This is a genomic window from Glaciimonas sp. CA11.2 (genome assembly GCF_034314045.1).
GTDB lineage: Bacteria > Pseudomonadota > Gammaproteobacteria > Burkholderiales > Burkholderiaceae_D > Glaciimonas.
Genome location: NZ_JAVIWL010000001.1, coordinates 3,169,960 through 3,196,594 on the forward strand (window position 1 = coordinate 3,169,960; position 26,635 = coordinate 3,196,594).

Annotated in this window: 27 protein-coding genes; 24 read left to right on the forward strand and 3 right to left on the reverse strand. The window is 47.2% G+C overall.

Features of this window, described 5'->3' with window-relative positions; genetic code table 11:
• The first annotated feature begins 71 nt into the window (after positions 1 to 71).
• From dusA to RGU75_RS13825, 16 genes are all read left to right on the forward strand, one after another.
• Positions 72 to 1,082 carry a tRNA dihydrouridine(20/20a) synthase DusA gene (dusA, locus tag RGU75_RS13750; RefSeq protein WP_322236806.1) on the forward strand — a complete coding sequence of 337 codons (1,011 nt, stop codon included), beginning with the start codon at positions 72 to 74 and terminating at the stop codon, positions 1,080 to 1,082.
• 284 nt (positions 1,083 to 1,366) lie between these two features.
• Positions 1,367 to 2,476 (forward strand): bifunctional 3,4-dihydroxy-2-butanone-4-phosphate synthase/GTP cyclohydrolase II, encoded by a 1,110-nt coding sequence (gene ribBA / locus RGU75_RS13755; protein ID WP_322236808.1) that lies wholly within the window; start codon positions 1,367 to 1,369, stop codon positions 2,474 to 2,476.
• Positions 2,477 to 2,668: 192 nt separating this feature from the next.
• Entirely contained in the window at positions 2,669 to 3,157 is a 489-nt protein-coding gene (gene ribH, locus RGU75_RS13760; protein WP_322236810.1) for a 6,7-dimethyl-8-ribityllumazine synthase, read from the forward strand.
• Between the two features lie 250 nt (positions 3,158 to 3,407).
• Positions 3,408 to 3,890, forward strand: coding sequence for a transcription antitermination factor NusB (gene nusB / locus RGU75_RS13765; protein WP_322236812.1), 483 nt, complete (start codon positions 3,408 to 3,410; stop codon positions 3,888 to 3,890).
• A 293-nt stretch (positions 3,891 to 4,183) separates the two neighbouring features.
• Positions 4,184 to 5,350 (forward strand): pyridoxal phosphate-dependent aminotransferase, encoded by a 1,167-nt coding sequence (locus RGU75_RS13770; protein WP_322236814.1) that lies wholly within the window; start codon positions 4,184 to 4,186, stop codon positions 5,348 to 5,350.
• 204 nt (positions 5,351 to 5,554) lie between these two features.
• Complete coding sequence (locus RGU75_RS13775; protein WP_322236816.1) at positions 5,555 to 6,247, forward strand: fumarylacetoacetate hydrolase family protein; 693 nt, start codon at positions 5,555 to 5,557, stop codon at positions 6,245 to 6,247.
• Positions 6,248 to 6,574: 327 nt separating this feature from the next.
• Positions 6,575 to 7,237, forward strand: a complete 663-nt coding sequence (maiA, locus tag RGU75_RS13780; protein WP_322236818.1) for a maleylacetoacetate isomerase — start codon at positions 6,575 to 6,577, stop codon at positions 7,235 to 7,237.
• A 244-nt stretch (positions 7,238 to 7,481) separates the two neighbouring features.
• Positions 7,482 to 9,338, forward strand: coding sequence for an ABC transporter ATP-binding protein (locus RGU75_RS13785; protein WP_322236820.1), 1,857 nt, complete (start codon positions 7,482 to 7,484; stop codon positions 9,336 to 9,338).
• Between the two features lie 696 nt (positions 9,339 to 10,034).
• Positions 10,035 to 10,337, forward strand: a complete 303-nt coding sequence (locus RGU75_RS13790; protein WP_322236822.1) for a DUF883 family protein — start codon at positions 10,035 to 10,037, stop codon at positions 10,335 to 10,337.
• A gap of 153 nt (positions 10,338 to 10,490) precedes the next feature.
• Positions 10,491 to 11,051: a ferritin-like domain-containing protein gene (locus RGU75_RS13795; protein ID WP_322236824.1), complete on the forward strand. Its 561-nt coding sequence runs from the start codon at positions 10,491 to 10,493 to the stop codon at positions 11,049 to 11,051.
• A 129-nt stretch (positions 11,052 to 11,180) separates the two neighbouring features.
• Positions 11,181 to 11,393 carry a CsbD family protein gene (locus RGU75_RS13800; RefSeq protein WP_322236826.1) on the forward strand — a complete coding sequence of 71 codons (213 nt, stop codon included), beginning with the start codon at positions 11,181 to 11,183 and terminating at the stop codon, positions 11,391 to 11,393.
• A 159-nt stretch (positions 11,394 to 11,552) separates the two neighbouring features.
• Positions 11,553 to 11,867, forward strand: coding sequence for a BON domain-containing protein (locus tag RGU75_RS13805; protein ID WP_322236828.1), 315 nt, complete (start codon positions 11,553 to 11,555; stop codon positions 11,865 to 11,867).
• A gap of 297 nt (positions 11,868 to 12,164) precedes the next feature.
• Positions 12,165 to 12,797 (forward strand): response regulator transcription factor, encoded by a 633-nt coding sequence (locus tag RGU75_RS13810; protein ID WP_322236830.1) that lies wholly within the window; start codon positions 12,165 to 12,167, stop codon positions 12,795 to 12,797.
• Positions 12,798 to 12,856: 59 nt separating this feature from the next.
• Entirely contained in the window at positions 12,857 to 13,435 is a 579-nt protein-coding gene (locus tag RGU75_RS13815) for a response regulator (RefSeq protein WP_322236832.1), read from the forward strand.
• A gap of 278 nt (positions 13,436 to 13,713) precedes the next feature.
• Positions 13,714 to 15,807: a PAS domain-containing sensor histidine kinase gene (locus tag RGU75_RS13820; protein WP_322236834.1), complete on the forward strand. Its 2,094-nt coding sequence runs from the start codon at positions 13,714 to 13,716 to the stop codon at positions 15,805 to 15,807.
• 250 nt (positions 15,808 to 16,057) lie between these two features.
• Positions 16,058 to 16,243 (forward strand): CsbD family protein, encoded by a 186-nt coding sequence (locus RGU75_RS13825; protein WP_322236836.1) that lies wholly within the window; start codon positions 16,058 to 16,060, stop codon positions 16,241 to 16,243.
• A 270-nt stretch (positions 16,244 to 16,513) separates the two neighbouring features.
• On the opposite strand, the gene RGU75_RS13830 is transcribed toward RGU75_RS13825, so the two are convergent.
• Positions 16,514 to 16,945 carry a universal stress protein gene (locus tag RGU75_RS13830; RefSeq protein ID WP_322236837.1) on the reverse strand — a complete coding sequence of 144 codons (432 nt, stop codon included), beginning with the start codon at positions 16,943 to 16,945 and terminating at the stop codon, positions 16,514 to 16,516.
• Between the two features lie 339 nt (positions 16,946 to 17,284).
• Here RGU75_RS13830 and RGU75_RS13835 point away from each other — a divergent pair, with 339 nt between their 5' ends.
• Entirely contained in the window at positions 17,285 to 18,640 is a 1,356-nt protein-coding gene (locus tag RGU75_RS13835) for an NAD(P)/FAD-dependent oxidoreductase (RefSeq protein ID WP_322236839.1), read from the forward strand.
• A 135-nt stretch (positions 18,641 to 18,775) separates the two neighbouring features.
• Here the strand turns inward: RGU75_RS13835 and RGU75_RS13840 are convergent, their stop codons facing one another.
• Positions 18,776 to 18,991 carry a glycine zipper 2TM domain-containing protein gene (locus RGU75_RS13840; protein WP_322236841.1) on the reverse strand — a complete coding sequence of 72 codons (216 nt, stop codon included), beginning with the start codon at positions 18,989 to 18,991 and terminating at the stop codon, positions 18,776 to 18,778.
• A gap of 310 nt (positions 18,992 to 19,301) precedes the next feature.
• Here RGU75_RS13840 and RGU75_RS13845 point away from each other — a divergent pair, with 310 nt between their 5' ends.
• The 5 genes from RGU75_RS13845 (at position 19,302) to RGU75_RS13865 (ending at position 23,925) form a co-directional block, all read left to right on the forward strand.
• The gene (locus RGU75_RS13845; protein WP_322236843.1) at positions 19,302 to 19,895 is read left to right on the forward strand and encodes a DUF4142 domain-containing protein; all 594 of its coding nucleotides are present in this window, start codon (positions 19,302 to 19,304) and stop codon (positions 19,893 to 19,895) included.
• A 344-nt stretch (positions 19,896 to 20,239) separates the two neighbouring features.
• On the forward strand, positions 20,240 to 20,668 hold the full coding sequence (locus tag RGU75_RS13850; protein WP_322236845.1) for a glycine zipper 2TM domain-containing protein: 429 nt from the start codon (positions 20,240 to 20,242) through the stop codon (positions 20,666 to 20,668).
• A gap of 425 nt (positions 20,669 to 21,093) precedes the next feature.
• A complete protein-coding gene (locus tag RGU75_RS13855; protein WP_322236847.1) occupies positions 21,094 to 21,321 on the forward strand; it encodes a hypothetical protein in 228 nt (75 codons plus the stop codon).
• A 486-nt stretch (positions 21,322 to 21,807) separates the two neighbouring features.
• The gene (locus tag RGU75_RS13860) at positions 21,808 to 22,587 is read left to right on the forward strand and encodes a c-type cytochrome (protein ID WP_322236849.1); all 780 of its coding nucleotides are present in this window, start codon (positions 21,808 to 21,810) and stop codon (positions 22,585 to 22,587) included.
• A 12-nt stretch (positions 22,588 to 22,599) separates the two neighbouring features.
• Positions 22,600 to 23,925, forward strand: a complete 1,326-nt coding sequence (locus tag RGU75_RS13865) for a c-type cytochrome (protein WP_322236851.1) — start codon at positions 22,600 to 22,602, stop codon at positions 23,923 to 23,925.
• Positions 23,926 to 24,057: 132 nt separating this feature from the next.
• Here RGU75_RS13865 and RGU75_RS13870 read toward each other — a convergent pair whose 3' ends face one another.
• Positions 24,058 to 25,059 carry an NAD(P)H-quinone oxidoreductase gene (locus RGU75_RS13870; RefSeq protein WP_322236853.1) on the reverse strand — a complete coding sequence of 334 codons (1,002 nt, stop codon included), beginning with the start codon at positions 25,057 to 25,059 and terminating at the stop codon, positions 24,058 to 24,060.
• 313 nt (positions 25,060 to 25,372) lie between these two features.
• Between RGU75_RS13870 and RGU75_RS13875 the strand changes: the two genes are divergently transcribed.
• Positions 25,373 to 25,924 carry a cytochrome b gene (locus tag RGU75_RS13875; RefSeq protein ID WP_322236855.1) on the forward strand — a complete coding sequence of 184 codons (552 nt, stop codon included), beginning with the start codon at positions 25,373 to 25,375 and terminating at the stop codon, positions 25,922 to 25,924.
• 150 nt (positions 25,925 to 26,074) lie between these two features.
• A complete protein-coding gene (locus RGU75_RS13880; protein WP_416186870.1) occupies positions 26,075 to 26,584 on the forward strand; it encodes a YceI family protein in 510 nt (169 codons plus the stop codon).
• Positions 26,585 to 26,635: the final 51 nt, after the last annotated feature.

Here is a 26,635-nt window from a genome sequence, read left to right on the forward strand (position 1 = left end):
TAACACATAAATCAACAAGTTAGCACATAAATTGCATCAATAACTAACGATTAAAATCAGTATAAATATCAATGAAATCAATAAATTACAGAAAAAGGCGTATAGCTGTCGCCCCGATGATGGACTGGACCGATAGACACTGTCGCGTATTCCACCGTCAAATCACGCGTCATACCTGGCTTTATACGGAAATGGTGACAACGGGAGCGTTGTTGCACGGCGATGTGCCGCGTCATCTTGATTTCAACGACGAAGAGCATCCGGTTGCCTTGCAGTTAGGTGGAAGCGATCCGGCTGATTTGGCGAAAAGTGCCAAACTGGGTGAGCAATGGGGTTACGATGAGATCAACTTAAACTGCGGTTGCCCCTCTGAACGCGTACAAAAGGGTGCTTTTGGCGCTTGTTTGATGGCTGAAGCGGATCTTGTCGCTGACGGGGTGAAGGCAATGCGTGATGTCGTTGATATCGACGTAACGGTCAAGCACCGAATTGGGATTGATCAAATTGAGTCGTACGATTTTGTCCGTGATTTTGTAGGCACGATAGCGGAGGCGGGTTGTCAAACGTTTATTGTCCATGCGCGCAACGCTATTTTGAAGGGCTTGAGTCCGAAGGAAAATCGTGAGATTCCTCCGCTGAAATATGACTTTGCTTACCAGTTAAAACGCGATTTTCCGCATCTTGAAATTATCATCAATGGTGCAATCAAAACCACCGCTGAAATCGACCTTCACCTGGCACACGTGGATGGCGTTATGTTGGGACGCGAGGCGTATCACAATCCCTATTTGATGGCGGATTTCGACGCACGTTACTACGATGATGAAAAAGTAACTCCGAAGTCCCGTGCTGAAGTCGTGGAAACGATGATGCCTTACATTCGTCGTCAGCTTGAGTTATATGGTCGCGACGGTAGTGGCCTGCGTTTAAACAGTATTACGCGTCATATGTTGGGTTTAATGGCTGGTTTGCCGGGCGCGCGAGGATTTCGGCAAGTGTTGTCAGACTCGAAAAAGCTGGCGACGGGTGATCCTGCGCTATTGTTAGAGGCTTTGAAACGTATGCAATTAGTGGCTGCGTGACTTCAGCTATTAATTTTGCAAAAAGTTATCAATTTTGAAATTAAATGTCGTTTTTCACTTCTCAGAAAATGTTGGTATTGCTAATGAAGGTTTTGTCTATGCTTCGCAAACCGTGTTTTTAGCGTGCTATAAAGCCTGCTATAACGCACTATTTTTTCCAATTTCGAAGCGTGATTGTCAGTAAGCGCTTATTCGCTAAGCGTCCTTGACGGATAAATCTATTAAAATAGCGACCTACCATTAGGTTATATCCGTTCAATACAGGCCTATTTCAGGGCAATAACATGTCAATTGCACCAACAGAAGAAATCATTGCCGAATTGCGCGCTGGTCGCATGGTGATTTTAATCGATGAAGAAGATAGAGAAAATGAGGGCGATTTAGTTCTTGCTGCGGATTTTGTGACGCCTGAAGCTATTAATTTCATGGCGAGATACGCGCGTGGTTTAATTTGCCTGACGCTGACAGAGGAACGTTGCGCCCAACTAGACTTAGGAATGATGACCAGTCGAAACGGTACGGCTTACGGAACCAATTTCACTGTCTCAATCGAAGCCGCAGAAGGTGTGACCACCGGTATCTCCGCAGCAGATCGGGCGCGCACGATTCAGGTCGCGGTTGCAAAAAATGCCAAGGCTAGCGATATTGTTCAGCCTGGACATATTTTTCCAGTTAAGGCAAAGAAAGGCGGCGTTTTAATGCGGGCCGGCCACACTGAGGCGGGGTGCGATCTGACGCATATGGCGGGATTGACGCCAGCTTCAGTCATCTGTGAAATTCTTAAAGACGACGGTAGTATGGCGCGCTTACCAGACCTGTTGGTGTTTGCCAGTGAACATAATCTTAAGGTTGGTACAATTGCCGATCTGATTCATTACCGCAGCCATCATGAGAGTGTGATTGAACGTCTGGCTGAGCGCACCACGCATACTGCACAAGGAACGTTCAAGACAATTGCTTATCGCGACACGCCTAGCGGTGGCGCGCATTTGGCCTTGTTGCATGGTACGCCAACCCCCGATGTAGAGACGTTGGTTCGGGTCCATCAACCGGTTTCAATACTCGATTTGCTGGAAACTCAGGCGACCAATCATTCCTGGAATATGACATCGGCATTAGAAGCGATTGCATCTTCACCTTGTGGTGTTGTGGTTCTCTTGAATTGCGAACAATCGTCGGAGCAGATATTTGCGAAGTTTGCAGCGTTAGCCGATTGTGCCGATGGCAATGTTTCCTTGCCACGCCTCGATTTGCGGACTTACGGAATTGGCGCGCAGATTTTAAAAGATCTTGGAGTAGGCAAAATGAAGCTTTTAGCCAGCCCGAGAAAAATGCCATCGATGGTCGGGTTTGAGCTTGAAGTTACTGGCTACCAAAATAAGCCGAATAGCTAAAAGATGCGATGGTAAGTAATTGCATTGCTTTAAGGAATTTCGGAAATTTAGCTTTCGCTTTGTACTTTTGCTTGGTGGAGAGCGTTCGACGCAACTTATAAGCGTTCCACCTAGATTTTTGATATTAGTTGTCTTTATTTGTTGTGTTCATTTGTTAACGTATCAACGCGCAGTGCGCATAAAGGAAAAACCATGACAGTCGGAACTTACGAACCTAATCTGGATGGCGTCGGTCTGCGGATCGGTATTGTGCAGGCGCGTTTTAATGAGGATGTTTGCCACGGGTTGCTATCGGCTTGTCTAGGTGAATTGAAACATCTGGGTGTTGTGGATGAAGACGTTTTACACGTCAGCGTCCCGGGTGCATTGGAGATCCCACTGGCGTTACAAAAGTTAGCTGAAACTGCACAATTTGATGCATTGGTGGCAATCGGCGCAGTGATTCGTGGCGAGACCTATCATTTCGAACTGGTTTCAAATGAAGCAGGTGCCGGAATTAGCCGTGTTGGTCTTGAGTTTGGTATTCCTATAGCAAACGCTGTATTGACGACTGAAAATGACGAGCAAGCCGAAGTCAGGATGGCAGAAAAGGGTATCGATGCCGCGCGCGTAGCCGTCGAAATGGCTAATTTGTCGATCGCGCTGGAAGAGTTGGCGGAATCGACCAGCGATGAGGACTAAGGTCTGATATTTAATCGATAACAGATAGCTGTGACGGTCTGAGCATGAATCGGCGCAAAAAATGCGCTGCTTATATATTGCGTCAAAGAGATCGTTATTGCGTGTGCCAAAAGGCTTTTATAGAAGTAATCAATGCAAATAACCAATAAAAAAAGCAATAAAAATAAATAAGTAATAAGTTGCGCAACAGTCGTGCGTATTTAAATGGATTACCGCTAGCCGTGAGGCTGGAATATAAGTCGGAAAATTTATGACCAACAAATCTCAAGAACATCCTAAGCACGCCAACCCAAGCAAAAGCCGTACACCGCGTCATCGAGCGCGTGAGTTCGCTTTGCAGGGACTTTACCAATGGCTGCTCAATAATGAAGATGTGTATGCCATTCAGGCGAACATCCGTGAAGCGCACGGGTTCGATAAAGCCGATGCCGAGCATTTTAATTCGGTGTTGTACGGTGCGATTAAGGATGCGGCCACTTTACGTGGCGAACTAGCACCATTGATCGATCGAAAAATTAGCGAACTCTCGCCGGTAGAACACGCAGTACTGTTAATCGGTGCGTTTGAGTTACAGAATCACCTTGAGATTCCTTACAAAGTTGTGATCAACGAGGCGGTAGAGTTGACTAAGTCTTTTGGCGGTATCGACGGTCATAAATATGTCAACGGCGTTTTGGACAAATTTGCGGCTAAGGCCAGAGAAGCGGAAGTCAATGCTGGTCGCCGTTCTTAATTATTTTTCGATTAAACGATAAGCCGAATGCTTAAGTCAAGCCGACGCAGGTAGTTGATAGAGGGCATAGGCATCGTCGTTTAATGGTGCACGCTGTGATGCCTGTTAGTTGCGCTCCTTTACCTCTTTCAGTCCTTTTTAACGGATATGACGCGCAGCTGATGCTGCCGACTTCCATTCATTGGAGTAGTTCAGAATTACTCGCTATCGTAGCGCTTCGTAACCGCTTCGTAACCGCTTTGTAAGCGCATCGTATTGCGCTTCCTCCTCTAGTTAATTGCAAAGACGTTTTAATGAACCTCTCCAACCTCGCTTCAAGGCTAGATAACATAGCGCCATTTCATGTCATGGAGTTGGCAAAAATGGCGGTGGCGCTCGAACACCAGGGTCGCGACATTATTCATATGGGTATCGGTGAACCGGACTTCACGGCACCGCCAATGGTCGTTGAGGCCGCTACCGCAGCGATGCAAGCCGGCAAGATGCAATACACTTCCGCCACCGGATTGCCAGCCTTACGAGAAGCTATTTCCAAGCATTACGCCCAAGTCTATGGACTGGATATTGCGCCATCGCGCATTGTGGTGACTGCGGGCGCGTCGGCAGCATTGCTGTTGGCTTGCGCCGCATTGGTGGAAAAGGGCACCGAGGTTTTGATGCCCGATCCGTCGTATCCTTGCAATCGGCATTTTGTGGCGGCGTTTGAAGGTTCGGCAAAAATGATTCCAAGCGGTCCGGCTGAACGCTTTCAGCTCTCCGACGCGGCCGTGCAATCGCATTGGAGTGAGGCGACCCGTGGGGTATTGTTGGCTTCACCGTCTAATCCCACTGGCACTTCCATCCTCGCTTCAGAACTTGCGAAGATCGTTGCAACGGTGCGTAGTCACAATGGTTTTACCATCGTGGATGAAATCTATCAGGGCCTTACCTACGATGCTGCTCCATTTTCTGCGCTATCGTTAGGCGACGATATTATTGTAATCAATAGCTTTTCCAAATATTTCAATATGACCGGCTGGCGACTGGGCTGGCTCGTTTTGCCAGAGACACTTGTGCCGCATATTGAGAAACTGGCACAGAATTTATTTATATGCGCTTCTTCGATTGCGCAACACGCGGCCATTGCCTGCTTTGAACCAGCGTCAATTGCAATTTATGAGGCGCGTAAGGCCGAGTTTAAAGAGCGTCGCAATTATCTCGTCCCGGCATTGATCGCGCTAGGATTCAAGGTCCCTGTAACACCAGATGGCGCATTTTACGTGTATGCCGATTGCAGTGACCTGAGTGATGACGCCGACCAGTTGACAAAAGAGATTCTTAACGAGGTCGGAGTCGGAGTCGTTTCTGGTCTGGATTTTGGCCCTTTCACTGCGAGTAACTATATCCGACTGTCGTACGCAACTTCGATGGACAATTTGCGAGAAGCAGTGCGGCGCTTGGCAGTATTTTTCGGGAAATAACAGGGAAAGAACTTACGCAAAATCGCCCAGCAGTGTTGCGCTTTTCTAGCCAACTACGCGGCCTGATACTGACATGCTGTATTCTTCGCAGGCTCGGCAGGTTCGTAGTCTAGTTGGAATAATTTTGTGTAAGCCTGTTATTTGATCTGTTCTTTATGCTGCTGTACTTAAAGCAGCATCCTCTTGTAACTAAAGGAGCTTTTCATGGAATTCGTTTTTTCACCGCAGCAAGCGGTCGTGCCGGTTGAGGGCAGTGGTGAATTATTTCCGGTTCATCGGATTTATTGTGTCGGGCGTAATTATGCAGAGCACGCAAAAGAAATGGGCGATAGCGGACGCGAAGCACCATTCTTTTTTATGAAGCCGGCGGATGCGGTATTGCCTGTAGCGCAGGGAAGCGTCGGCGAGATGGCCTATCCAACGATGACTAAAGATCTGCATCATGAAATTGAATTGGTCGTCGCGCTCGCCAGCGGTGGAAAAAATATTTCTGCTGCCGAAGCGGTGAAACACATTTATGGTTACGCCGTCGGTCTGGATATGACGCGCCGTGATTTACAGGCTGAAGCTAAAAAGCTTGGTCGGCCTTGGTGTACTAGCAAAGGGTTTGATCAGTCAGCGCCGATTTCAGCCATTCGTCCGATTAGCGTTACCGGCCCGATTGAGCGTGGTCCAATCCAACTTAACGTCAATGGTCAGCTACGTCAGCAAGGCGATATCAATCAGCTAATCTGGAGCATCGCAGAAACGATAGAACAACTTTCCAACTTCTATGAACTGCATGCGGGCGATCTGATTTTTACCGGCACGCCAGCGGGAGTCGCAGCCGTTGTCAAAGGTGATCTGCTGGAAGGCAGCGTTGAGGGTGTCGGTGATTTACGTTTGCGCCTTGTATAGTTATTAAGGCATTCACGATGCCAGCTTGGCGCCAGCGGACTTAGCGCAACCTAAGTGAGCGCATTTGAAGTTTGCGCATCATCTAATCAGGTCATAAATAAGGAGACCATGCGCCTTGCGAGTGAATGGTTGAGTTGGCATCATTTTTGATAGCAAGGCAATAGACCAAACAAGTCATATTGTTCATCGTTACTTCCATCAAACCGCGCCAGATAAGCGTTTTATAATGTGCTCCGGTAGAGCGTTAAGCTGCCCGTTTGAATCATAAGCCACGATATTAGTGCTTCTTTGCGCAACGATATGCATCACCAGTTCATAGGAAAATGGATGAAACTCTATAGTTATTTTCGCAGCTCTGCCGCCTATCGGGTGCGCATCGCGTTAAATTTGAAAGAGTTGCCTTGTGATATCGTTCCTGTGCATTTGGTGAAGCATGGTGGAGAGCAGTTAAGCCCGATGTATCGTCAACTGAATCCAAGTGGCCAGGTGCCAACAATGGTCGATGAAGAAGCGTCCGAGGGGCGAGCAGTTCTTACCCAGTCGTTGGCGATTATTGAATACCTGGATGAAATGTATCCTCACGTGGCGTTATTGCCCCCAACACCGCTGGATCGCGCTTTTGTGCGTAGTATTGCCCTGATGATCGCATGCGATATTCATCCGGTTAATAATCTGCGTGTTTTACGGTATTTGGTGCGCGACTTGAAAGTTGAAGAGGAAGCCAAAAATACCTGGTATCGTCATTGGTGTGAGTTGGGTTTGACAGCGCTTGAAACGACGCTCGCCGCGGACGCACGCGTGGGCAAGTTTTGCTTTGGTGATACGCCGACTTTGGCCGATTGCTGTCTGGTTCCGCAATTGTTTAACGCACAACGGCAGAAGTGTGATTTGTCGGCCTTTCCGACATTGCTACGCATTAATGATAACTGCCGCCAACTTGACGCTTTCGTTATGGCTGCACCAGAAAATCAGATAGACGCTGAAATCTGAGTTTTGGCCATTCATTACGTATTCATTATGCATCCATGATGAAGTGCATGTTCAGCACAACACCGAGGCGCCGCATCATTGTTACCAGCTGACTGCTATAACGCCTTCTTATTTCGCCTCATTGGTACATGGCGATAGCATTGCTTCGTCGACTTTCGGCTCACCGTTGATCCTGCTGTCTTTATCTACTGCGCATCCATCGGCCTGAGAGTCACGTTTCTACAGAATTTATTGGAGTATTCGTATGTTTGGCCTGTTTGAAAAACTGATATACCCCTATCCTGAAACAGTCATTGCACCTCCACCACGCGGATTTGTCGCGTTTATCTGGGCATGCACTAAAGGCCTGCGTCGTTACATTATTGCAATGACCTTGCTGACAGCAACGATTGGTGCATTTGAGGCCGTATTGTTTGCGATGATGGGGAAAATTGTTGATTGGCTCAGCCATGTTCAACCCTCGCTTTTGTGGACGCAGGAACGGAATAATTTAATATTGCTTGGCATCGTGCTGATCGCTAGTATTGTCGTCGTAGCTTTCCAGACGCTGTTTAAACAGCAGGCCTTGGCAGGTAACTTTCCGATGATGCTGCGATGGAATTTTCACCGTCTGATGCTCAATCAAAGCATGGAATTTTATCAGGATGAGTTCGCCGGACGTGTCGCTGCCAAGGTCATGCAATCTGCGTTAGCCGTACGTGATATTTGTATGATTTTGGGGGATATCCTCGTATTTGTGCTGATCTACTTCGTCACGTTGGTTGCGGTCGTGGGCAATTTTAATCTGTGGATGTTGTTACCGTTTCTTGGTTGGGTTGTGCTTTACGGATTCGCTTTGCGCTATTTTGTGCCGCGCCTCAGTCGCGTAGCGCAATCGCAAGCCGATGCACGGTCGCTGATGACCGGGCGCATTACGGACGCTTATACCAACATTGCGACGGTTAAATTGTTTTCACATGCCGGTCGCGAGGCTGGCTATGCGCGTTCCGCGATGCAGGAATTTTTACAAACAGTGCACCGCCAGATGCGACTGGTGAGCGGCTTTGAGATCGTCAACCACATCCTTAGCATGTTGTTGATTATCAGTACCGCAGGGATGGTTCTGTGGCTCTGGACGCAAGGACAGGTTGGAATCGGTGCGGTCGCAGCCGCCACCGCCATGGCGTTGCGTCTGAGCGGTATCTCACATTGGGTTATGTGGGAAATGGCATCCTTATTTGAACAAGTTGGTACGGTTCAGGACGGTATCAATACGCTATCGCGCTCGCATACGATTAATGATCTTCCCGATGCAAAGGCGTTAATCGTTACGCAGGGTGAAGTGCGGTTTGAAGATGTTGATTTTTCATACGGCGGCCCTCGTCCGGTGATTCAAAATCTGTCGTTGCGTATTTTACCCGGGGAGAAAATCGGTTTGGTGGGACGTTCTGGTTCAGGCAAATCGACCATCGTCAATCTACTATTGCGGTTTTATGATGTCGAGCAAGGGCGCGTACTCATCGACGGTACCGATATTCATCATGTTACGCAGGACAGCTTGCGAGCGCAGGTTGGTATGGTGACTCAGGACACGTCTTTGTTGCATCGTTCTGTGCGCGATAACATTCTCTATGGGCGTCCTGACGCAACCGATGTGGATATGATCGCCGCCGCTAAACGCGCGGAGGCGCATGATTTTATACTGAACCTAATGGATGCTAAGGGTCGTATTGGTTACGATGCGCATGTTGGAGAGCGTGGTGTTAAATTGTCGGGCGGTCAACGGCAGAGAATTGCGATCGCTCGCGTGATGTTGAAAGACGCACCGATTTTGTTGCTCGACGAAGCTACAAGTGCACTCGATTCTGAAGTCGAGGCCGCCATTCAAGCGAGTTTGTACCGATTGATGGAAGGTAAAACCGTGGTCGCCATTGCGCATCGCCTATCAACCATCGCAGCGATGGATCGCCTGATTGTATTGGATAAAGGGCGGATTGTAGAACAGGGAAGCCATCGTGAATTACTTGCTAGTGGGGGACTTTATGCGCGGTTGTGGGCACATCAAAGTGGCGGATTTTTGGGGGAAGAGGCAGAGGATGAATCTGTGGCGGAAGCGGCTTAATAGTTAGCTTATGCGTGTATTTAAGGTACGTAATTAAGTCGTATAAATAGGGCTATTAACCCATGTAGGTAACTTATGTGCGTAACCGATGACTATTTACTTTGAAATCTCAAAGTGTGTCGGTGTTTTATAACGTGCTTACCGATGGCGCAATAAGTGAACTTAAGAGGATTAAACCGAATTTTTCGGCATCATATGTTCTGTCGAACAATTTTTTATAAGGTACATAAAATCTTGAAAGTGACTTCTTCAAGGTTTGTTTGCAGGTTTAAGTAATCTATCTAAATCCCTCAGCACAATTCTTCAGTACGTACTTTTAACAGTATGAAATGACGACTTTTTCGGTCACAAATTTAGCGTCCCCTGCTTCCTTCAATATCTACATAATAGGTTTTTTGTGGGCCGCAAAACCCCTGTATTTTCTGCGTATTGTTGCGTGCCGCTGATCATCATGAGCATTGTTTTTTTCCGCTTGTCCTACAAAGTAAACAGCGCCTGTCCTATGTCAGGTAGGTACGTCGGTTGTTAGACTTATTCCATCGCATTAGTGCTTTCCCATGCTTTGCCTCGAAAATTTTTTAACGTTACTTGAGGTGATATCTGAACTGCGCTCAGTTATTTTAAAAATCGAGTAATACCTGCTCACGCAGCTGTCCACATCGCCTTGTTAACTGTCTCTGATGAAAGAGCTCAATCATGCGCAATAATTCTTTAGAAAACATCGAGCAAGACATGCAAAGTTTGGTGCGCGAAGCACTTAAGACTCTACGGGAAGCTTCGTTCGAGACAGGTGAAAAAGCGACTAATCTGATCAATAAAGGGATTGGTTTACTTGATGATACCTTGGCTAAAGCCCAGCAAGTGCAAAGCGCTGCCATAGATGGTGGGCGGGCGGCGATTACTTCAACAGACGAATATGTTCATGAAAACCCATGGCGTGTAATCGCGATTTCTTTAGCGGTTGGGGTACTTGCAGGCGTCTGTGTGTCACGTAAATAGAAAAGGCTAAGTGCGTTAAATCCGTTTGCCGATAGTTGCAATTTGCGTTTAATGTATTTGGTTCTTGTTCCATTGCACTACGACCAATGACAACCACATTCCAATCTAAAGCTATCGTTAGTTAGTCGACTATTTTAAGAAAGTAGGATGGTTATGAATGCCGAAAATAACAAAGCTAGTAGCAAGCCTCGCGTGACTACCGCAACGCCTATTGACACGGCGGCGATCAGAGCGGCTGCGCAAAAGTTGGATGATGGCGCGGTAACATCCGGCTATCAAGGTAATCGTGAAGAAGTCATCGCTTTGTTGAACAGTGCTCTCGCGACAGAGTTGGTGTGCGTAATGCGATACAAGCGGCATTACTTTACGGCAAGCGGACTTGAAAATAGCGCTATCAAAGCGGAGTTTTTAGCGCACGCCGGAGAGGAAGAGCAACACGCCGATATGCTTGCAGAACGGATAGTGCAACTGAACGGTAAACCAGATTTTAATCCTGTCGGGATTGCTGAGCGGAGTCATGCCGAATATGACGATTCAAGCGACATAAAGAGCATGATCAAAGCAAATTTAATTGCAGAACGGATTGCGATCGAAACCTACCGCCAAATGATTGAGCGTATTGGTGACACTGATCCAACAACACGCCACATGTTAGTAAATATTATGGCGGTTGAAGAAGAGCATGCCGATGACATGCGCGATTTACTTGGCTAGTTGAATTCGCTATAGCGGCCTCAATCGCATTGCAAATCACCGGCTGATTTAGCATTGACACCAGCAAGAAGTATTCACTGATGGTTGACGATCACCACTAATCAGCACCACTCACTGCAGGAGATGACGATGAATTGGGACATTATTGAGGGTAACTGGAAGCAGCTGAAAGGCAACATTAGACAGCAATGGGGCAAATTGACAGATGACCATATCGATATGATTGCGGGTAAACGCGATGATCTTTCGGGAAAAATCCAAGAGGCTTATGGGGTTAATAAAGATGAAGCTGAAAAGCAAATAAAAGCATTTGAAGAGAACCATAAAGACTATCGTCCCTAACTGGTTCAGGTTTCGCGTTGATCTGTTGATGATGAAAGCAACCCAGCTCTTGCACTGGCGTGATAGCTAGAAGCTAGTTTAAAGACGCATTGTGAGGGATGTGGCATGCGTAGTTTTGTACGACCTTGTAGTTTTATATATTACTTTTAGGAGAATTCTATGACATCAATCACCAAACGTTTCGCTGGTTTCTTTTTCGCGCTATTCATGTTGTCTCTGGCAGGTTGCGCAGCGACAGCTACGCATGAAGGCACTGGTGGTTACGTCGACGATGCGGTGATTACGACCAAAGTGAAGGCGGCAATTTTCAATGAGCCAACATTGAAGTCGGCTGAAATTAATGTGGAAACCTATAAGGGCATAGTGCAGTTGAGTGGTTTTGTGGCGCAGCGTCAGGATGCGGCGACCGCGGCAAATGTAACAGCTGGCGTTAAAGGTGTTCAGTCTGTGAAAAACGACATTCGTCTGCGTTAAAAATTCAGCTAAATCAAGCTAGCCAAATCAAGCAGAGCTAAAACAACGCTGAATGGTTTGGTCGCGCCGGGATCTTCGATAGAAGACTCCCGGACTTTTTGCAATTGGAAAGAACAGATATGACTTAAAAATACTTATAGGATTTACATTTATTTTAGGTCAATTAACACAAAATAGTGTAAAACTGATAAGGCGAAAGAATCTGCTTGATCATGGATTAAAATAAATAACTTTTTAAAAGTAATTATCAACCTGTGAACAGTTGTCGTGATCGGGGTTTTAAAAAATGTTGAAACTATGATAAAAATTTTAGTGGTTGACGACCATGCTGTCGTGCGCGCAGGCGTCCATTACTTTATTGCCGATGTGCCCAATATGGAAATAGGAGGCGAGGCGGCCAGCGCGGAGGAGGCCATCCGGATGGTGCGCGCACATGAGTGGGATATTGTCCTGCTGGACATTGCGATGCCCGACAAAAGCGGGGTTGAAGTTTTGAAGCAGATCAAACGTGAGAAGCCAAAACTTCCAGTCTTAATACTCAGCATGCATCCCGAAAGCCGTTATGCGGTGCAAGTACTTCGTAGTGGCGCAAATGGTTATGTGCAGAAAGAGGCCCTTGCCACGGAATTGGTCAAAGCGATTAATACAATTCTGGATGGGCATAAATACATTAGTTATGGCGTCGCGGAGCTATTAACCGCTGATCCTGATACAGATGATCAGAAGCCGTTACACGAGTTATTGTCTGAGCGTGAATATGAGATTTTTTACAAGCTAAGCCTAGGCGAGGGAGTAACAAAAATCGCCGACGAGTTATGTCTTAGTGTGAAGACTGTGAGTACTTATCGTACCCGTGTTTTACAAAAGATGAGTATGACTAACAATGCTGACATTATTTATTATGCAATTAAGAATAATTTGATCGATTGATAAGATTGATCGATGCATTGAAGTAGTTTAGTTGCGCGGTAAATTTGATGTAAAGACAATTGAAAAATGTTCCAGAACCTAAGGCGATTGCAGATAGGCTCAGCTCTATTTATTGTGCTTTATTATTCGTAATGTTGGTTTCCGTTACGGCTCGGGAAGCGCCATTATCAATGCTAAAGATAACTATGGATGCCGTTGAAGTTTGTCAAATACTCATGAAAAAAACTCTCACTTCCGCGCCTGAAAAAAATCACTCAGCACCGCTGCGAATTTTTTTGGTGGAAGATTCCGTCGATGTACGCGATTGGATTATTGAAACCGTCAATGGTATTCAAGGGGTGATATTGGCTGGATTTTCGGCGGAGGAAAATGATGCGCTTGAGAAAATTGATGCTGAAAGTTATGATATTTTGATCCTCGATATAGAGTTGAGGCAAGGCAATGGTATGAACCTGTTGAAGACGTTATCCAAATCGAATAAAAGTATTAACCATCTTAAGATAATTTTCAGTAACAATGTCAGCCAAGTCTACCGGCGGGCTGGAGAGCAATACGGTGTCCGCTTCTTTTTTGACAAAACTTCCGAATTTACCAAGTTGCGCACGCTACTTGAAGAATTAGGTTCCAGTATGCATTGATGTGCTTTTGTTACGATAGCAGTGCATTCTGTTTATCAGTCTTATGATACACGCCAGTCGTTCATACGCTGCGCAGTAGCAAAAAAATCCACAGTATGATGTAGTGAAAAACGTTCAGCTACGCTCATTAGGCGTTTGCGGTTTTTTTCTTTGTGCGCGCAAAATCCCCCGTATTTTAGTTGCATGAGTGATACTGTTTGCCTTAGCATAAAACCCCGGATTATAGAGATGATGTTTATCTGCGATGGTGATCAGTTGGACGAGAGGGGCAAGAAAATATGAATAAAAAAAAATCGCCAGATGAAAAGGAAATAAGCGACGACCATCCGCATTACCAATATCTGCTTAAAAGCCGCGCACTTGAGCGCTTTGCGCTATCCGGCATTTACGTATCTCGTACTATCGCCACCGCAGTAACCTTAATATTGGTTGTCATGGTGGCTTCGTGTCTGACTCTGGTATGCGCTTTATACGGGGTGAAAGGTAGCGGAGTACTGTTGCAGTTTAGTACTTTGCAACCCAATGTTGTCCTGGGATTCTTGATGGGCGGGGCAGCTCTTCTACTTCAATGTTCGCCGTTAGCCGACAAGTGGCCGATCAAGTTTTTGACGCAAATATTGGCCGTATTGATGCTAGTGCCAGCCATCGCTGTATTGGCCGAGCAACTGCTTGGGTCTGCTAGCCAGTTCGAACATTTTTTTCTGCTATTTACCTGGAGCGGGATGTCCGGCTTTGCCGAAATGCATCCATTCGTTGCGGTTGGTTTTATCTTTTCTGGGGTCGCTTTGCTGGTCCTCGACTATCGAACTCAGAGACAACATTATCCGGCTGAATATCTGGCAAGTGTTTTGATTTTTTTGAGCACAATTCCATTGTTTGGCTATCTATATGATGTCGACGTCTTGACTCATATGATGTACGAAAGAGGCGTGCCGTTAGTCGCTGAGTTGTGTTTCTTGTTATTTGGATTGGCCTTGTTAATGTCTCGTCCACGCCATTTATTGATGGCGATTATTACGCGGCATGCGCCTGGTGGACAAATATTGCGGCGCTCATTACCGCAGATGTTGATTTTGTTAGCGGTGTTGAATTGGTGTGTAGATTGGGGCGCCCGCGAAGAATTATATGACTACAATTTGGTGCCACCTTTATTGACTATCATTGGCGGTGGACTGTTCTTGTTTATTTTTTGGCGAACGGCAGGAAAGGTCGATCAAGAATATAGCGCGCGTTTAAAAAGTGCTGCCGAATTAGCGGAAGCGAGCGCCTTATTAATCGCGGTTAGTGACAATACTAACGATCCAATATTTGTTAAAAATCGGACTGGGAATTTAATTTTTGCAAATCCGGCGTGTCTTCGACAATTCGATATGAGTTGGAGTGAGGCTAAGCTTCGGCGGAGTCGTGATCTATTTTTGCGTCAGGAAGATGCCGACCGGATAGATCATGACGATGTAGGCATTATGGAAGCCGGTGTGTCCCAAACCATAGAGCAAACAATTCTTCTCAAAAGCGGCATTGTGACATTTCAAGTGACCAAGTCGCCCTGGTCCGACTCGCAAGGAAAGATCATGGGAATCGTCGGCATTGCGACCGATATTACTGAGCGGAAGCATGCAGAAGATTCACTCAGGCGAAGGGAGTTGGAACTGGAACGCACCATTTTTCAACGTACCGCTTTACTGCGCGATCTGACGAATCATATTGAAGATGTCCGCGAAGAGGAGAAGCGCGCCATTGCACGGGAGTTGCACGACAACATGGGGGCTGCGCTTACCGCATTAAGTATGCATTTGGAAGGCGTCTATAAAGTTTTCCCGGATGATCCTGTATGGGAAGAGCGCCAAACCCGTATTCAAGAATTACTCAGGTCATTGGTTGCTACTACGCGGCGTATTCAAACTGAACTTCGTCCGAATATGCTTGATCTTTTTGGGCTGAAGGCAGCGATCACCGAGCAATTGGAAGATTTCGGGCAACGTACAGGAATTATTTGCCGCGCCAGTTTGCCGGACGAAAATATTTCCATTAATCATAAGATCGAAATCGCTGTTTATCGCATGCTTCAGGAGATATTAAATAACGTCGCCAAACATGCGCAAGCTACCAAAATTAACGTAGTACTCGATGTGGATGAAGATCGGCTGGCGCTGACAATTTGTGACGACGGTATCGGCATGTCGCAAGAGTGTATTGACAATACCCATACGCATGGGTTGCGCGGGTTAAAAGAACGCGCAAGTTTTCTCGGTGGACGGGTGATGTTTAAGCCGGGTCGGGTTAATGGATTAGAGGGGGGCACGAGAGTAGAAATCGAGGTGCCACTGGTTTCGCGGTTGGGTGACGCCAGCGATGGTGAACACCTGAATTAGCGGATCGATAAAAGTTAATGTTGACTGGACTTCATAATCTCCTACGTGCTTATCGGAGGATGTCTGATGGATTTTACTGCGCAGTTTAATTAACCTAAGAGTACATTCAGGGCCGAGATTACACGGCGATGTAAATTTTGCCAAAAGCCTTTATGTGTAACGAAACCAAGTTATATCCAGCAATATCGCCACACTCAGTATGGTTGTAGCTGGTTTCTCCCAATGTGTTTTATTCACTCAGGAGTAAAAAATGAATAAAGACCAAGTCAAAGGTAGCGTCAAAGAAGCTGCAGGGAAAATCCAGGAAAAAACTGGAAAATTGGTTGGTAGCCACAATCAACAAGCAAAAGGTCTTGAAAAACAAGTTTCTGGTAAAGTCCAAAAAACTGTTGGTGACGTTAAAGAATCCGTAAAGGATGCACAAAAGGGTCATTAATCCTTGGTCGGGTGACGAATTAACGTGCACAAAGAAAGCAGCAGGATGTTTGTGTTCGTTAGCTTGTTCAATGTATTTTGATCTTCACTGGGCCTGATCGATCTCTACGCTTAACTAAACTCGATAAAAAAACGCGCTATTTGTTACATTTTTTTAACGCGTTTTGAAGATACGATTAGCGGCCCACGTTTTATTTATATGAGGATTTGACCGTCGAAAAAAAAGCCCAAAAAAAGAGCCCGTGTGATAACGGGCTCTTTGCATTTATACTCAGGAATCTGACGCCACGAGAATACTGCACGGAATCTTTTCTACTAAAAGGCTATCGGTGGAGCCACGCCACCATCGTAACGCCAACGGCTTCTTGCGTGAATGAGCAATGATCACCAAATCAATCCCAAGTTGCGTCACTAAATCGCTAATGACATTGATCGGCTCACCGCTTTCAAAATGGGTGATGACATTTAGGCCGACATCGCTGAGCAGCTTATGTCCTTTGGTGAGCTCTTGTTCCAATAAAGCTTTTTCTGACGTAATAGCGGATTCAGCGACGAATTCCCCAGCCATCAGGTAGGTCGCAAGATTTATAACCCCTAATAAATGTACTTCTACTTCAGAACCGGGAGCAAGGCGGATGCACGCGTGGAGCGCGCAGCGACTTTCGGGTGTGCCATTGTAAGCGATAAGAATTTTTCGGTACATATGCCCTCCGGTGGTGGTCGGTTTTTTAGCAGTTTCTTACTAGTCCTGCTAATCATAGCGCAGACTGGGAGTAGTCACCAGACGTATGCTGCGGGTGCGGCTGGTTTGATCTAACAGCATGCTTCTATTGCCTTGGTTGCATATCTCAAAGTAGACTGTTCAACGTAGACTATTAGCGGTATCTCAAGATAACACTAAAGGGCTATGGCGGTGAAAGGGTTGGGAAGGTTATAGCGCGCTATTTTCGGCATCGATTTTTAAGCTAATCACTGTTGGTAGTGATATTGGACAACAATTCAATGTACTAAGGTAGTAATGTATCAAGAGAAGGGGAAATCGATGTCAAATGAAAATGAGAATCTGGTGCTGGCGCAGGTTGCGAACCAGACTACAGCAGCATCCAACGAAGTCGTCATAGTCGGTGGTGGCGCAGGTGGCCTTGAACTGGCTTGTAAGTTGGGCCGTAAACTGGGGCATGGTCATGTCACTCTGGTTGATCGTACCCTTTATCATATCTGGAAGCCCTCTTTGCATGAGGTTGCGGCGGGAACGCGTGATATCCACCAGGAAGGTTTGTCCTACCAGATGTTGGCGCATGATAATAAATTCCGTTTTGTGTATGGTGCTTTGACCGCCCTTGATGCAATTAACAATACCATTACAGTTGATGCGATCAATGACGAGGCTGGTGTAGAGGTCGTGCCGCCACGACAAATTGCCTTTGGCCGACTGGTTATTGCAGTGGGAAGTGTCTCCAATTATTTCGGGCTGAACGGCGCCGAGAAAAACACCATTTCACTTAACTCAACCGAGGACGCGGAGTATTTTCGCCGTCGATTGCTCAAATTGCTGACGCTGGCCGACCTCAAAAAGGAATTTTCACCGGATGCCGGTATTGATATCGTGATCGTGGGAGGCGGTGCTACCGGTGTTGAACTAGCAGCAGAATTACGTGAAGCCAGCGGCGTGTATACAGATTACGATTTTCCGAGATTGCATCCCGATAAGGATGTGCGTATTACGATCCTTGAAGGCGCACCGCGGCTGCTGGCCCCTTTACCGGAACGTGTCGCTAATGCGGCAACCAAGTTGCTGAGGGAGAGGGATGTGCGCGTAGTCACGGGCTGTCGCGTAGCCAGTATTGCGGAACAATTTGTCACTGACGCAAACGGTAACGATTACGCTTTTGATCTCTGCGTTTGGTCAGCCGGCATCAAGGCACCCGATTTATTAAAAACATTGGGATTGCCCGTAACCGGGTTGGGCCAACTCCAGGTTGACGGCGGTTTAAAGGTGAAAGATAGTAAGAATATCTACGCATTAGGCGATTGTGCTGCCTGCGTGAGCGCTGATGGCAGACTCGTGCCGCCCAGAGCGCAAGCGGCGCATCAACAAGCCGACTATTTGTTAGCGATATTTGTTCGTGAGCATAAAGGTCAACCAGTGAATACGGCCGCCTACGTTTATACAGACCACGGTTCGCTTGTGTCTTTTGGGAGAAGTACGTCGGTTGGTACTTTAATGGGTTCGCTATCAAAACTGGGCTGGTTTGTTGATGGTTTTTTTGCGCGCATGATGTACACCAGTTTGCATTTGTTGCACTTGAACGCACTCTTAGGGCCGATTCGCACTGGTGTTACGGCGACCGCAAGCAGCTTGATGAAGCACGCTAAACCTTCGGTCAAACTGCATTAAAAACACATCAACCCCGTACACGTTTGCACGTGTACGGGGTTGATGTGTGGATATTTCCGGTTGGATGGTATCGGGATGTCGGCCCGTTATTGTATGCGTAGCTGATTGAGTGCGGCATGTTTAGGAGCTAACACTTTATTTTCCAATTTGATTGCCAACCACGCCACCAACGGCGGCACCACCCACAGTACCAAGTGCGCTACCGCCGGTTAATACAGCACCAGCAACTCCGCCAACTCCGGCACCGACGGCCGTATCAGCGCCGCGGTGAGACATGCCGCTGCAACCGCTTAGTGACGCAACAAATGCTAAAGCAAGAGTCCCAACTAACATGTGGTGTAGAGTTTTCATGATGCATCCTTTTAGGGAAAGTGATCGGGAGGGTTCCCGACAAAAAATTGCATTCAGGCCTAACTGACATTTTTTGATATTTTCTGAGAATGACGGTTTATATTCGTATTATTTGCCTTTGCAGATGCAATGGCTATCGGTCAACCACGCATTGCTTTGTAGGACTTTTCCCTCATGGAAAATGATTAGTCGTATAAAGATCACGCTATTTTGTTGTAATGCTGAGGTGTTTTTGTGTTGATAGCCGAGATGCTGACTGGGCGTGAGGGGAGGTGAATGGCTGTATCTATTTTTGTATAAATCTTAACTTATGGAAAGTTGCAAAGTTGATATGAAGGTGGCAGTAATCCAACCAATTACACAATACTTATCCCGCTTCGCCCTTCAGTCGAGGGGCGGATTTTTTGTGCTGGCAATGGCATTTGCTGGTGGCGTTAGCGCAGCTGACTTGTCGCGCCATGAAGGTCTGTTTCTGCGTCACGTTGCCGAGGGCGGCTATACCGAAGTAGAGGCAAGTAAGTTAGCACAGAGGCGTCTTAGTAGTCCTGAAGTGAAAAAATTTGCTGCCGCGCTAATCGCTGATCAAGATGTAATAACAACAGAATTGGGACGATTGGCCTTGGCCAAGGGAGTGATACTTCCCTTGAATCCCAATAAGATGCAGCGGGCAACCATTTTGAAATTATCAAAACTTAGCGGAATTCGTTTTGATAAAGAATTCAGTCGAGAGATCGGTGTCCTGGCGCACAAGGACCGGATCGCATTGTTTGAGCAGGCGCAAAAAAGAGCGAAAGATGCCGATGTTAAGGAGTTTGCGATTAAGACGCTGCCAATGCTCGAGCAGCAATTGACACAGGGGCAACTGCTGAAGCTGATCGTCGATAAACGCAAGGTGCGAAATTAGTCTTAAATTAGTCTTCATTGCTCTGTTCGATGTGGACGTTTGTTATTTTGCTGCGTCTAAGGCGGCTACTCGTTCGCAATTTCAACTCATATCTCAACACGCTCTGGCACGTTAAAAATGTAGCTAGACGCGGTAAATCGTAAAAAGCATCAAAACGTAACCAATCTCTCGCAGGTGTAATAGTCTGTTTCGAAGCGCTTTACTTGGTTCTAACACTGCTATATTCAATTCAACGCATCGTGAATAGGTAATTTAAAGCTTATCAACGATGTTTTTGGGAATATCAGCCTGGCTGAGTTAACCATAAGAGTCGCACCGTATGTCGATCCTGAAAGGACTATTTCATGTTAACCAAAAAAGTAATCATCTCCGCGCTGTTTATTGCTGCAGCTACTACTGTTTCTGTCTCGGCGTCAGCGTATGACCAAGGGACTAATCTGGTAATCGGTGGTGTCGCGGGAGCTGCTATTGGTAGCGTCGTTGGTGGTCGGAATGGCGCGGTTTTAGGTGGTGTGCTGGGTGCAGTGGTTGGCGCGAGCGCGGGTGGCAATCAAGGTCGAGGTTATCACGATCGTGGTTACTATGATCGCGGCGATTACAACCGCCGTTCAACTGCTTATTACGCGCCTCCCGCAGTCTATGTGCGTCCTGAACCAGTTTATTATCGCCCGGCACCGCAAGTCTATTATCAACCAGCACGGGTTTATGAGCGTCAAGATTATAATCATCGAGACTATGAACCGCGCTACGATCATGGCTATTACGAGCGTTAAAGCAGGGTGATTATTAAAGGATGAGTGCGTCGTTGCGTAATGGCGTTTTCACCCTGGCAGCTAATAAGAAATGACGTAATACAACAAATGCCGATCTGGGAAGCCCCCGCATCGGCATTTTCGTTTTTATAAGCAGTGCTTGCCATTGACCGTATTCGGAGGATACTTAGTTGTCAGGACTTACGCAAAAATGCTCTAGCGTCGTTGTGCTTTCCTTGCCGTCAACGTGGCGCAGTACTAGCGTACTGTCTGCGCCGGCATGGTTGGCAAGCACGTTGCTGGGACAATTTTGCGTAAGTCCTGATTATATTGTTTTATGGCTTTTGATATAGTAAAAAGGTAGCCTGAACAGTCTCAGTGCGGACTATTTGGAAGAAAAAATCCTGTGTATCGAATTGCCATTGTTATATCAATAGGAGGATCTCATGCCTGAAAGTAAACAATCGCCTAAGTCCGCAGTCATACCAACTGAAGTAGAGAAAACCAACTCGTCACGACGGGCATCATCACATCGTCAATCTGCGTTTGGTCACGCATTGGATGGGAGTCAGCAGCTTGATATCCTGGAAGAGCAGGTCTACGCGAATACCGACGCACCCGGTAAGGATCGTCCCATGGTGTCAACGGAAGTACGCGATTCCGATAAAAAGTAGAGTGCGCCTGTCACCATGGCACGTTATTTTTGCTGAATAGTTACGGCTCGCCCCGCCCCGCTTGCTGTGACAGCTTGATGCTGTACGTTTTTTAATGACGTGCAGTATTTCATCTATCATCCTCCCATCGCGCGGTTTTTACGCCGTCGTTATCATCATTGACCGCTATGTCATCGCGATATGTTGCATGCGACATATGCTGCGACTGCGATTTCACAATACAGTGCACCGTCTTATTTGCCGAACATTGGTATACTCCGAGACTGTTTTTATTTCATATTCTATGATTGTGTCCTTACTCTCTATTCGCTCACTGATTCTTGTTCAATGGCACGGCTTGGCGTGCGCCGCAAACAATACGAGATCGGGGAGGCTAGCTAGGTTGTTAGAAGAAGGTGTGCTCTTTTGGATGGCGCAAATCACAAAACACTGTAAAACAGGCAACTTCCCACATGCAAAGTAATCGCCCGAAAGATGGTTAAACCAATGTTAATTCGTCTCAACACGCAAGCGTTACATCGTGCGTGGCATGCGGTAGTGCGCGTTAGCATATGCGTTGTTTTGTCCTGTAGTTGCGTTGGCTTTGCCGCGCAGGCTATCGGAGCCAATGCCGTCCCCGTTGTGGATGTTGATCAAGCATCGGTTCCGGATACGATCGGACAGCGATTGTTGGCCTGTACCGCGTGTCACGGCAAGCAAGGACGCGCCGCCAGCGACGGTTATTACCCGCGTATCGCCGGTAAACCGGCAGGCTATCTGTACAACCAGCTCGTCAACTTTCGCAGCGGACGCCGACAATATCCGATGATGACTTATATGGTCGATCATATGTCTGATACTTATTTACGCGAAATAGCCGATTACTTTTCAGATCAACATCCACCTTATCCGCCACCACAACCATTTACGCTATCGACTGCCGATTTTCAGCGTGGACAAACTTTGGTGCAACATGGCGACGTTAGCAAAAAAATCCCCGCATGCATTGCCTGTCATGGCACGGCAATGACTGGCGTTCTGCCGGCAACTCCGGGGTTACTTGGCTTACCGCGTGATTATCTGGTCGCGCAGATCGGTGCCTGGCAGACCGGCGTGCGGCACGCTGCGGTACCGGATTGTATGTCGCAAGTGGCGAAGCGACTAAGCGCTGCCGATATCGGTGCGGTCGCCTCCTGGCTAGCTGCGCAACCTGTTCCTGAAGGCGCGACTGCGGCCGCTCCCTCAGCGCTAAAACTTCCGCTTGCCTGTGGCAGCGTTCCACATTGAGCGGAGAGATGCATGACACGTTTTAAGCGTATTTTGTTATGGAGTATTGGCAGCCTGGTCCTGCTGGCGATTATCATCATCGGGTGGCTGGCGTTTATGAATATCGACGATGCTGATCCGCGCGCCACGCAGATAGCAGCACCACTAGCTCCACTAGCACCGCATCAACTTGCCGATCAAATTGCGCGCGGTGCTTATCTCACCCGTGCCGGAGATTGCATGGCTTGCCACACCGTTCGCGGTGGGCAAAAATATGCGGGCGGGCGAGCAATTGTTACGCCATTCGGCGCGATTTACGCACCGAATCTGACACCTGATCAGCAAACCGGAATCGGGCGTTGGAACGCAAACGATTTTTGGCGCGCGCTACATAACGGCAAGTCGAAGGATGGCAGTTTGTTATACCCCGCTTTCCCCTATACCAATTACACAAAAGTATCGCGATCGGACGCCGATGCCATGTTTGCGTACTTGCAAAGCATGCCAGCAGTAAAGCAAAAGAACACTGCGCCACAGTTACGATTTCCGTATAACAATCGTGTTTTGCTTTATGGTTGGCGCGCTCTATATTTTCGGCCTGGTGTGTATCAGCCCGAAAGTGCGCAATCGGTGGAGTGGAACCGCGGTGCCTATCTGGTTCAGGGTCTCGGCCATTGCAGCGCCTGCCATTCAGCGCGTAACGCGCTGGGAGGACTCAATCTGAAAGGCGAACTCGGCGGTGGCTTTATTCCTGTCGTGAACTGGTATGCACCATCATTAACGTCCGACGTCGAGATCGGTTTGGGTGATTGGGAGATATCACATATCGCGGCGCTGCTAAAGACGGGTGTATCGTCGCGCAGTGCAGTGTTTGGGCCCATGGCCGAAGTGGTGTCGGCCAGTTTGCAGCATTTGCATGATAAGGATATTACTGCAATGGCGGTCTACCTAAAAACGTTACCTCGTTCAGATGGCCGGCCGGTTGCAGAGAAGGAATATGCGCGGCCGCATGAGATCGATCAAGTCCTTGAATTAGGCGCAAAGGTCTACAAAGACAATTGTGTTGCATGTCACCTTACTTCCGGCAAAGGTGCGCCTTCAGCCTATCCGCCATTGAAGGGTAATCGTGCTATTACGATGCCATCTGCGGTCAACGCGATACGGGTTGTCATGTACGGTGGTTTTGCGCCGACAACGGTTGGCAATCCGCGCCCTTACGGAATGCCGCCGTTCGCGCAGGATTTAACGGATGCAGAAGTTGCGGCCGTAGTTTCCTACATTCGCAACTCCTGGGGTAACAGCGCTACGTTGGTATCACCATCCGAAGTGAATCGGTATCGCAGTGTGCCCTTAGATTAATGGTTTCGGTAGTGTAAGATAGTGTTAGATAAGTATTGTCGTTATTAAAAAAGCAGCCAGATGGCTGCTTTTTTAATTGGTACCATAAGCAACGCTTCGTCTCAATTGATAGTCTCAATTATTGCATATCCATTATTGCTGCTGATCCTTTGGCCCATCGATCGTCAGCATAATTTTGCCGATATGCGTGCTGCTCTCCATCAAAGCATGCGCTTGCGCAGCCTGTTCGAGCGGGAAGGTTTTAAAGATCACCGGCTTAATTTCTCCAGCTGCCAACAACGGCCAGATGCGCGTTTGTAGTTGGGCCGCGACAGCACCTTTGAAAGCAATCGGCCGCGGTCGTAACGTTGAGCCGGTGATGGTCAGACGGCGCATCATGATTTTACTAAAGTTCAGCTTGGCACTATTTCCACCTAGCGTCGCAATGAAAACGAGACGACCGTCTTCAGCCATGCAATCTATTTCGCGCGGTGCATAATCACCTGCCACCATATCCAGAATGACATCCACGCCTTTCCCAGCGGTCAATGATTTCACCACCTCTACAAAATCTTCAGTGCGGTAATTGATAGCCCGAACAGCACCCAGATCTTCACAAGCCCGGCATTTTTCGTCCGAACCAGCGGTGGCAAAAACCTGGTGTCCAAGCGCTGTGGCAATTTGTATCGCGGCTGCACCGATTCCCGAACTACCGCCTTGAACCAATAAGGTTTCGTTTCCCGTTAATCTGCCCCGCTCAAAAACATTACTCCATACAGTAAAGAAGGTCTCAGGTAAGGAGGCGGCCTCGAGCACGGTCCAATTCTTGGGAATAGGTAGACATTGCACAGCAGGCGTGGTGCAATATTCCGCGTATCCGCCGCCAGGAACCAATGCACAAACTAGATCGCCTTTTTTAAAGTGTGTTTCAGAAAAGTCTCCATCGACTATTTCGCCGGCGACTTCCAGTCCGGGCAAATCCGAGGCATCAGGTGGGGGCGCGTAGTTGCCACTGCGCTGAAACACGTCTGGACGATTGACGCCAGCTACCTGGACCTTGATCAGCAATTCACCGGCCTTAAAAACGGGAATAGGGCGTTCACGGATTTGTAATACGTCTGGCCCACCATGTTGTGTAATTTCAATAACGCGCATTGGGATTTCTCTCTTTTCTTGGCTAGATGGGTAGTATCGAAGACTTTATCGGCGATGTCTTCATATCTCCACTTAAGTTGAGTCACTTAATTTCGTGCACTTAAATTCGATCCCGACCAATAACCATGGTTTGTTTGATAATGGGATGCGTTATTGTATGACGACTTCTGTTCCTACGCTGTCGCCACGCTATCCGATGATATTAAAATATCATTTAAGAAATTTGAATGAGTCTATTTTGGTCGATGCGGAACTTTGCTACTTACGGTACAGTCAATGCATTGCTTCAGAGGCAACGAACAACCATGAGCGTATGAAAAATTCAAACACCCCTATTCGCTATACAACAACCGCTATCAGGATGCACTGGTTGGTCGCACTATTAATTTTTGCAGCGTTTGGGATGGGCTGGTATATGACCGGCATCCCCGGCCTTACGCCGCAAAAACTGAAGTTATTTTCGTGGCATAAATGGCTCGGCGTGACGGTCTTTGGCTTGGCGGTGATCCGCGTTGCATGGCGCTTATTACATCCAGCTCCGCCTTTGCCGATGGGTATTCCTCGTTGGCAGCAGAAAGCTGCGCATCTGGTACATCAACTGTTGTATGTGTTGATTATCGCGATTCCGCTGACGGGTTATTTTTACAGCGCCGCATCAGGGATTCCTGTGGTGTATTTGGGTTTGTTTAAAATGCCCATGCTGATTGAAAAAAATGATCAGCTAAAATCTATTTTGGGACCGACGCATGTCTGGTTGAATTATTTGATGGCGACAATTGTGTTAGCGCATGTTCTGGCTGCATTGAAGCATCAGTTGATTGACCGTGATGGTACGTTGAGTCGTATGCTGCCATTTCTAAAGTAAGTTTTTTCACTTCCTGATCAGGGATAAAAGAAACGCCCTTGAAATGATTCGAAAAATAATGAAGGAGTAATGTTAGTGAAAAATTTTCTTATGCAATCGACGATAGCAAAATCGACGATAGTACTGGCTCTGATTGGTGCGATAGCCGGGATGGCTAATACTGCCTGGGCACAACTTGATGTGGCTAAAAGTTCGGTCAGCATTGTAGCCAAACAATTGGGCGTCCCGATGGACGGTAAATTTAAAAAATTTGAAGCAACGGTAGATTTCAATCCAGCTAAGTTGGCGCAATCAACAGCCAAGGTCGATATCGATATGGCGAGTTTCGACATTGGCGCGGAAGAGTACAACAAAGAAGTACGCGGTAAGGACTGGTTTGATACTGCTAAATATCCTAAAGCGACGTTTGTTTCCAGCAGTATTAAGCAGGGCGTGTCTGGCAAATATGACGTTGTCGGTAAACTTACCATCAAGGGCCGGACGCAAGATGTTGTAATTGGTGCGAGCTATAAGCAGGATGCTGGGGGTAACGTGTTTGAAGGCGTATTGCCGATTAAACGCAACGCGTTCAGCATAGGCGAGGGCGATTGGAAAGATACCTCAGTTGTCGCTGATGAAGTACAGATCAAATTTCGTATTGTCACTGCAGTAAAAAAATAAGTGTCCGTCAAACCTCGTAAGCAAAAGGTCTGCAAATTTTGAGGGACTAAG

Coding starts and splice junctions, on each gene's coding strand:
- dusA (WP_322236806.1), top strand. CDS start 72: ATGAAATCAATAAATTACAGAAAAAGGCGTATAGCTGTCGCCCCGATG.
- ribBA (WP_322236808.1), top strand. CDS start 1,367: ATGTCAATTGCACCAACAGAAGAAATCATTGCCGAATTGCGCGCTGGT.
- ribH (WP_322236810.1), top strand. CDS start 2,669: ATGACAGTCGGAACTTACGAACCTAATCTGGATGGCGTCGGTCTGCGG.
- nusB (WP_322236812.1), top strand. CDS start 3,408: ATGACCAACAAATCTCAAGAACATCCTAAGCACGCCAACCCAAGCAAA.
- RGU75_RS13770 (WP_322236814.1), top strand. CDS start 4,184: ATGAACCTCTCCAACCTCGCTTCAAGGCTAGATAACATAGCGCCATTT.
- RGU75_RS13775 (WP_322236816.1), top strand. CDS start 5,555: ATGGAATTCGTTTTTTCACCGCAGCAAGCGGTCGTGCCGGTTGAGGGC.
- maiA (WP_322236818.1), top strand. CDS start 6,575: ATGAAACTCTATAGTTATTTTCGCAGCTCTGCCGCCTATCGGGTGCGC.
- RGU75_RS13785 (WP_322236820.1), top strand. CDS start 7,482: ATGTTTGGCCTGTTTGAAAAACTGATATACCCCTATCCTGAAACAGTC.
- RGU75_RS13790 (WP_322236822.1), top strand. CDS start 10,035: ATGCGCAATAATTCTTTAGAAAACATCGAGCAAGACATGCAAAGTTTG.
- RGU75_RS13795 (WP_322236824.1), top strand. CDS start 10,491: ATGAATGCCGAAAATAACAAAGCTAGTAGCAAGCCTCGCGTGACTACC.
- RGU75_RS13800 (WP_322236826.1), top strand. CDS start 11,181: ATGAATTGGGACATTATTGAGGGTAACTGGAAGCAGCTGAAAGGCAAC.
- RGU75_RS13805 (WP_322236828.1), top strand. CDS start 11,553: ATGACATCAATCACCAAACGTTTCGCTGGTTTCTTTTTCGCGCTATTC.
- RGU75_RS13810 (WP_322236830.1), top strand. CDS start 12,165: ATGATAAAAATTTTAGTGGTTGACGACCATGCTGTCGTGCGCGCAGGC.
- RGU75_RS13820 (WP_322236834.1), top strand. CDS start 13,714: ATGAATAAAAAAAAATCGCCAGATGAAAAGGAAATAAGCGACGACCAT.
- RGU75_RS13825 (WP_322236836.1), top strand. CDS start 16,058: ATGAATAAAGACCAAGTCAAAGGTAGCGTCAAAGAAGCTGCAGGGAAA.
- RGU75_RS13830 (WP_322236837.1), bottom strand. CDS start 16,945: ATGTACCGAAAAATTCTTATCGCTTACAATGGCACACCCGAAAGTCGC.
- RGU75_RS13835 (WP_322236839.1), top strand. CDS start 17,285: ATGTCAAATGAAAATGAGAATCTGGTGCTGGCGCAGGTTGCGAACCAG.
- RGU75_RS13840 (WP_322236841.1), bottom strand. CDS start 18,991: ATGAAAACTCTACACCACATGTTAGTTGGGACTCTTGCTTTAGCATTT.
- RGU75_RS13845 (WP_322236843.1), top strand. CDS start 19,302: ATGGAAAGTTGCAAAGTTGATATGAAGGTGGCAGTAATCCAACCAATT.
- RGU75_RS13850 (WP_322236845.1), top strand. CDS start 20,240: ATGTTAACCAAAAAAGTAATCATCTCCGCGCTGTTTATTGCTGCAGCT.
- RGU75_RS13855 (WP_322236847.1), top strand. CDS start 21,094: ATGCCTGAAAGTAAACAATCGCCTAAGTCCGCAGTCATACCAACTGAA.
- RGU75_RS13860 (WP_322236849.1), top strand. CDS start 21,808: ATGTTAATTCGTCTCAACACGCAAGCGTTACATCGTGCGTGGCATGCG.
- RGU75_RS13865 (WP_322236851.1), top strand. CDS start 22,600: ATGACACGTTTTAAGCGTATTTTGTTATGGAGTATTGGCAGCCTGGTC.
- RGU75_RS13870 (WP_322236853.1), bottom strand. CDS start 25,059: ATGCGCGTTATTGAAATTACACAACATGGTGGGCCAGACGTATTACAA.
- RGU75_RS13875 (WP_322236855.1), top strand. CDS start 25,373: ATGAAAAATTCAAACACCCCTATTCGCTATACAACAACCGCTATCAGG.
- RGU75_RS13880 (WP_416186870.1), top strand. CDS start 26,075: ATGGCTAATACTGCCTGGGCACAACTTGATGTGGCTAAAAGTTCGGTC.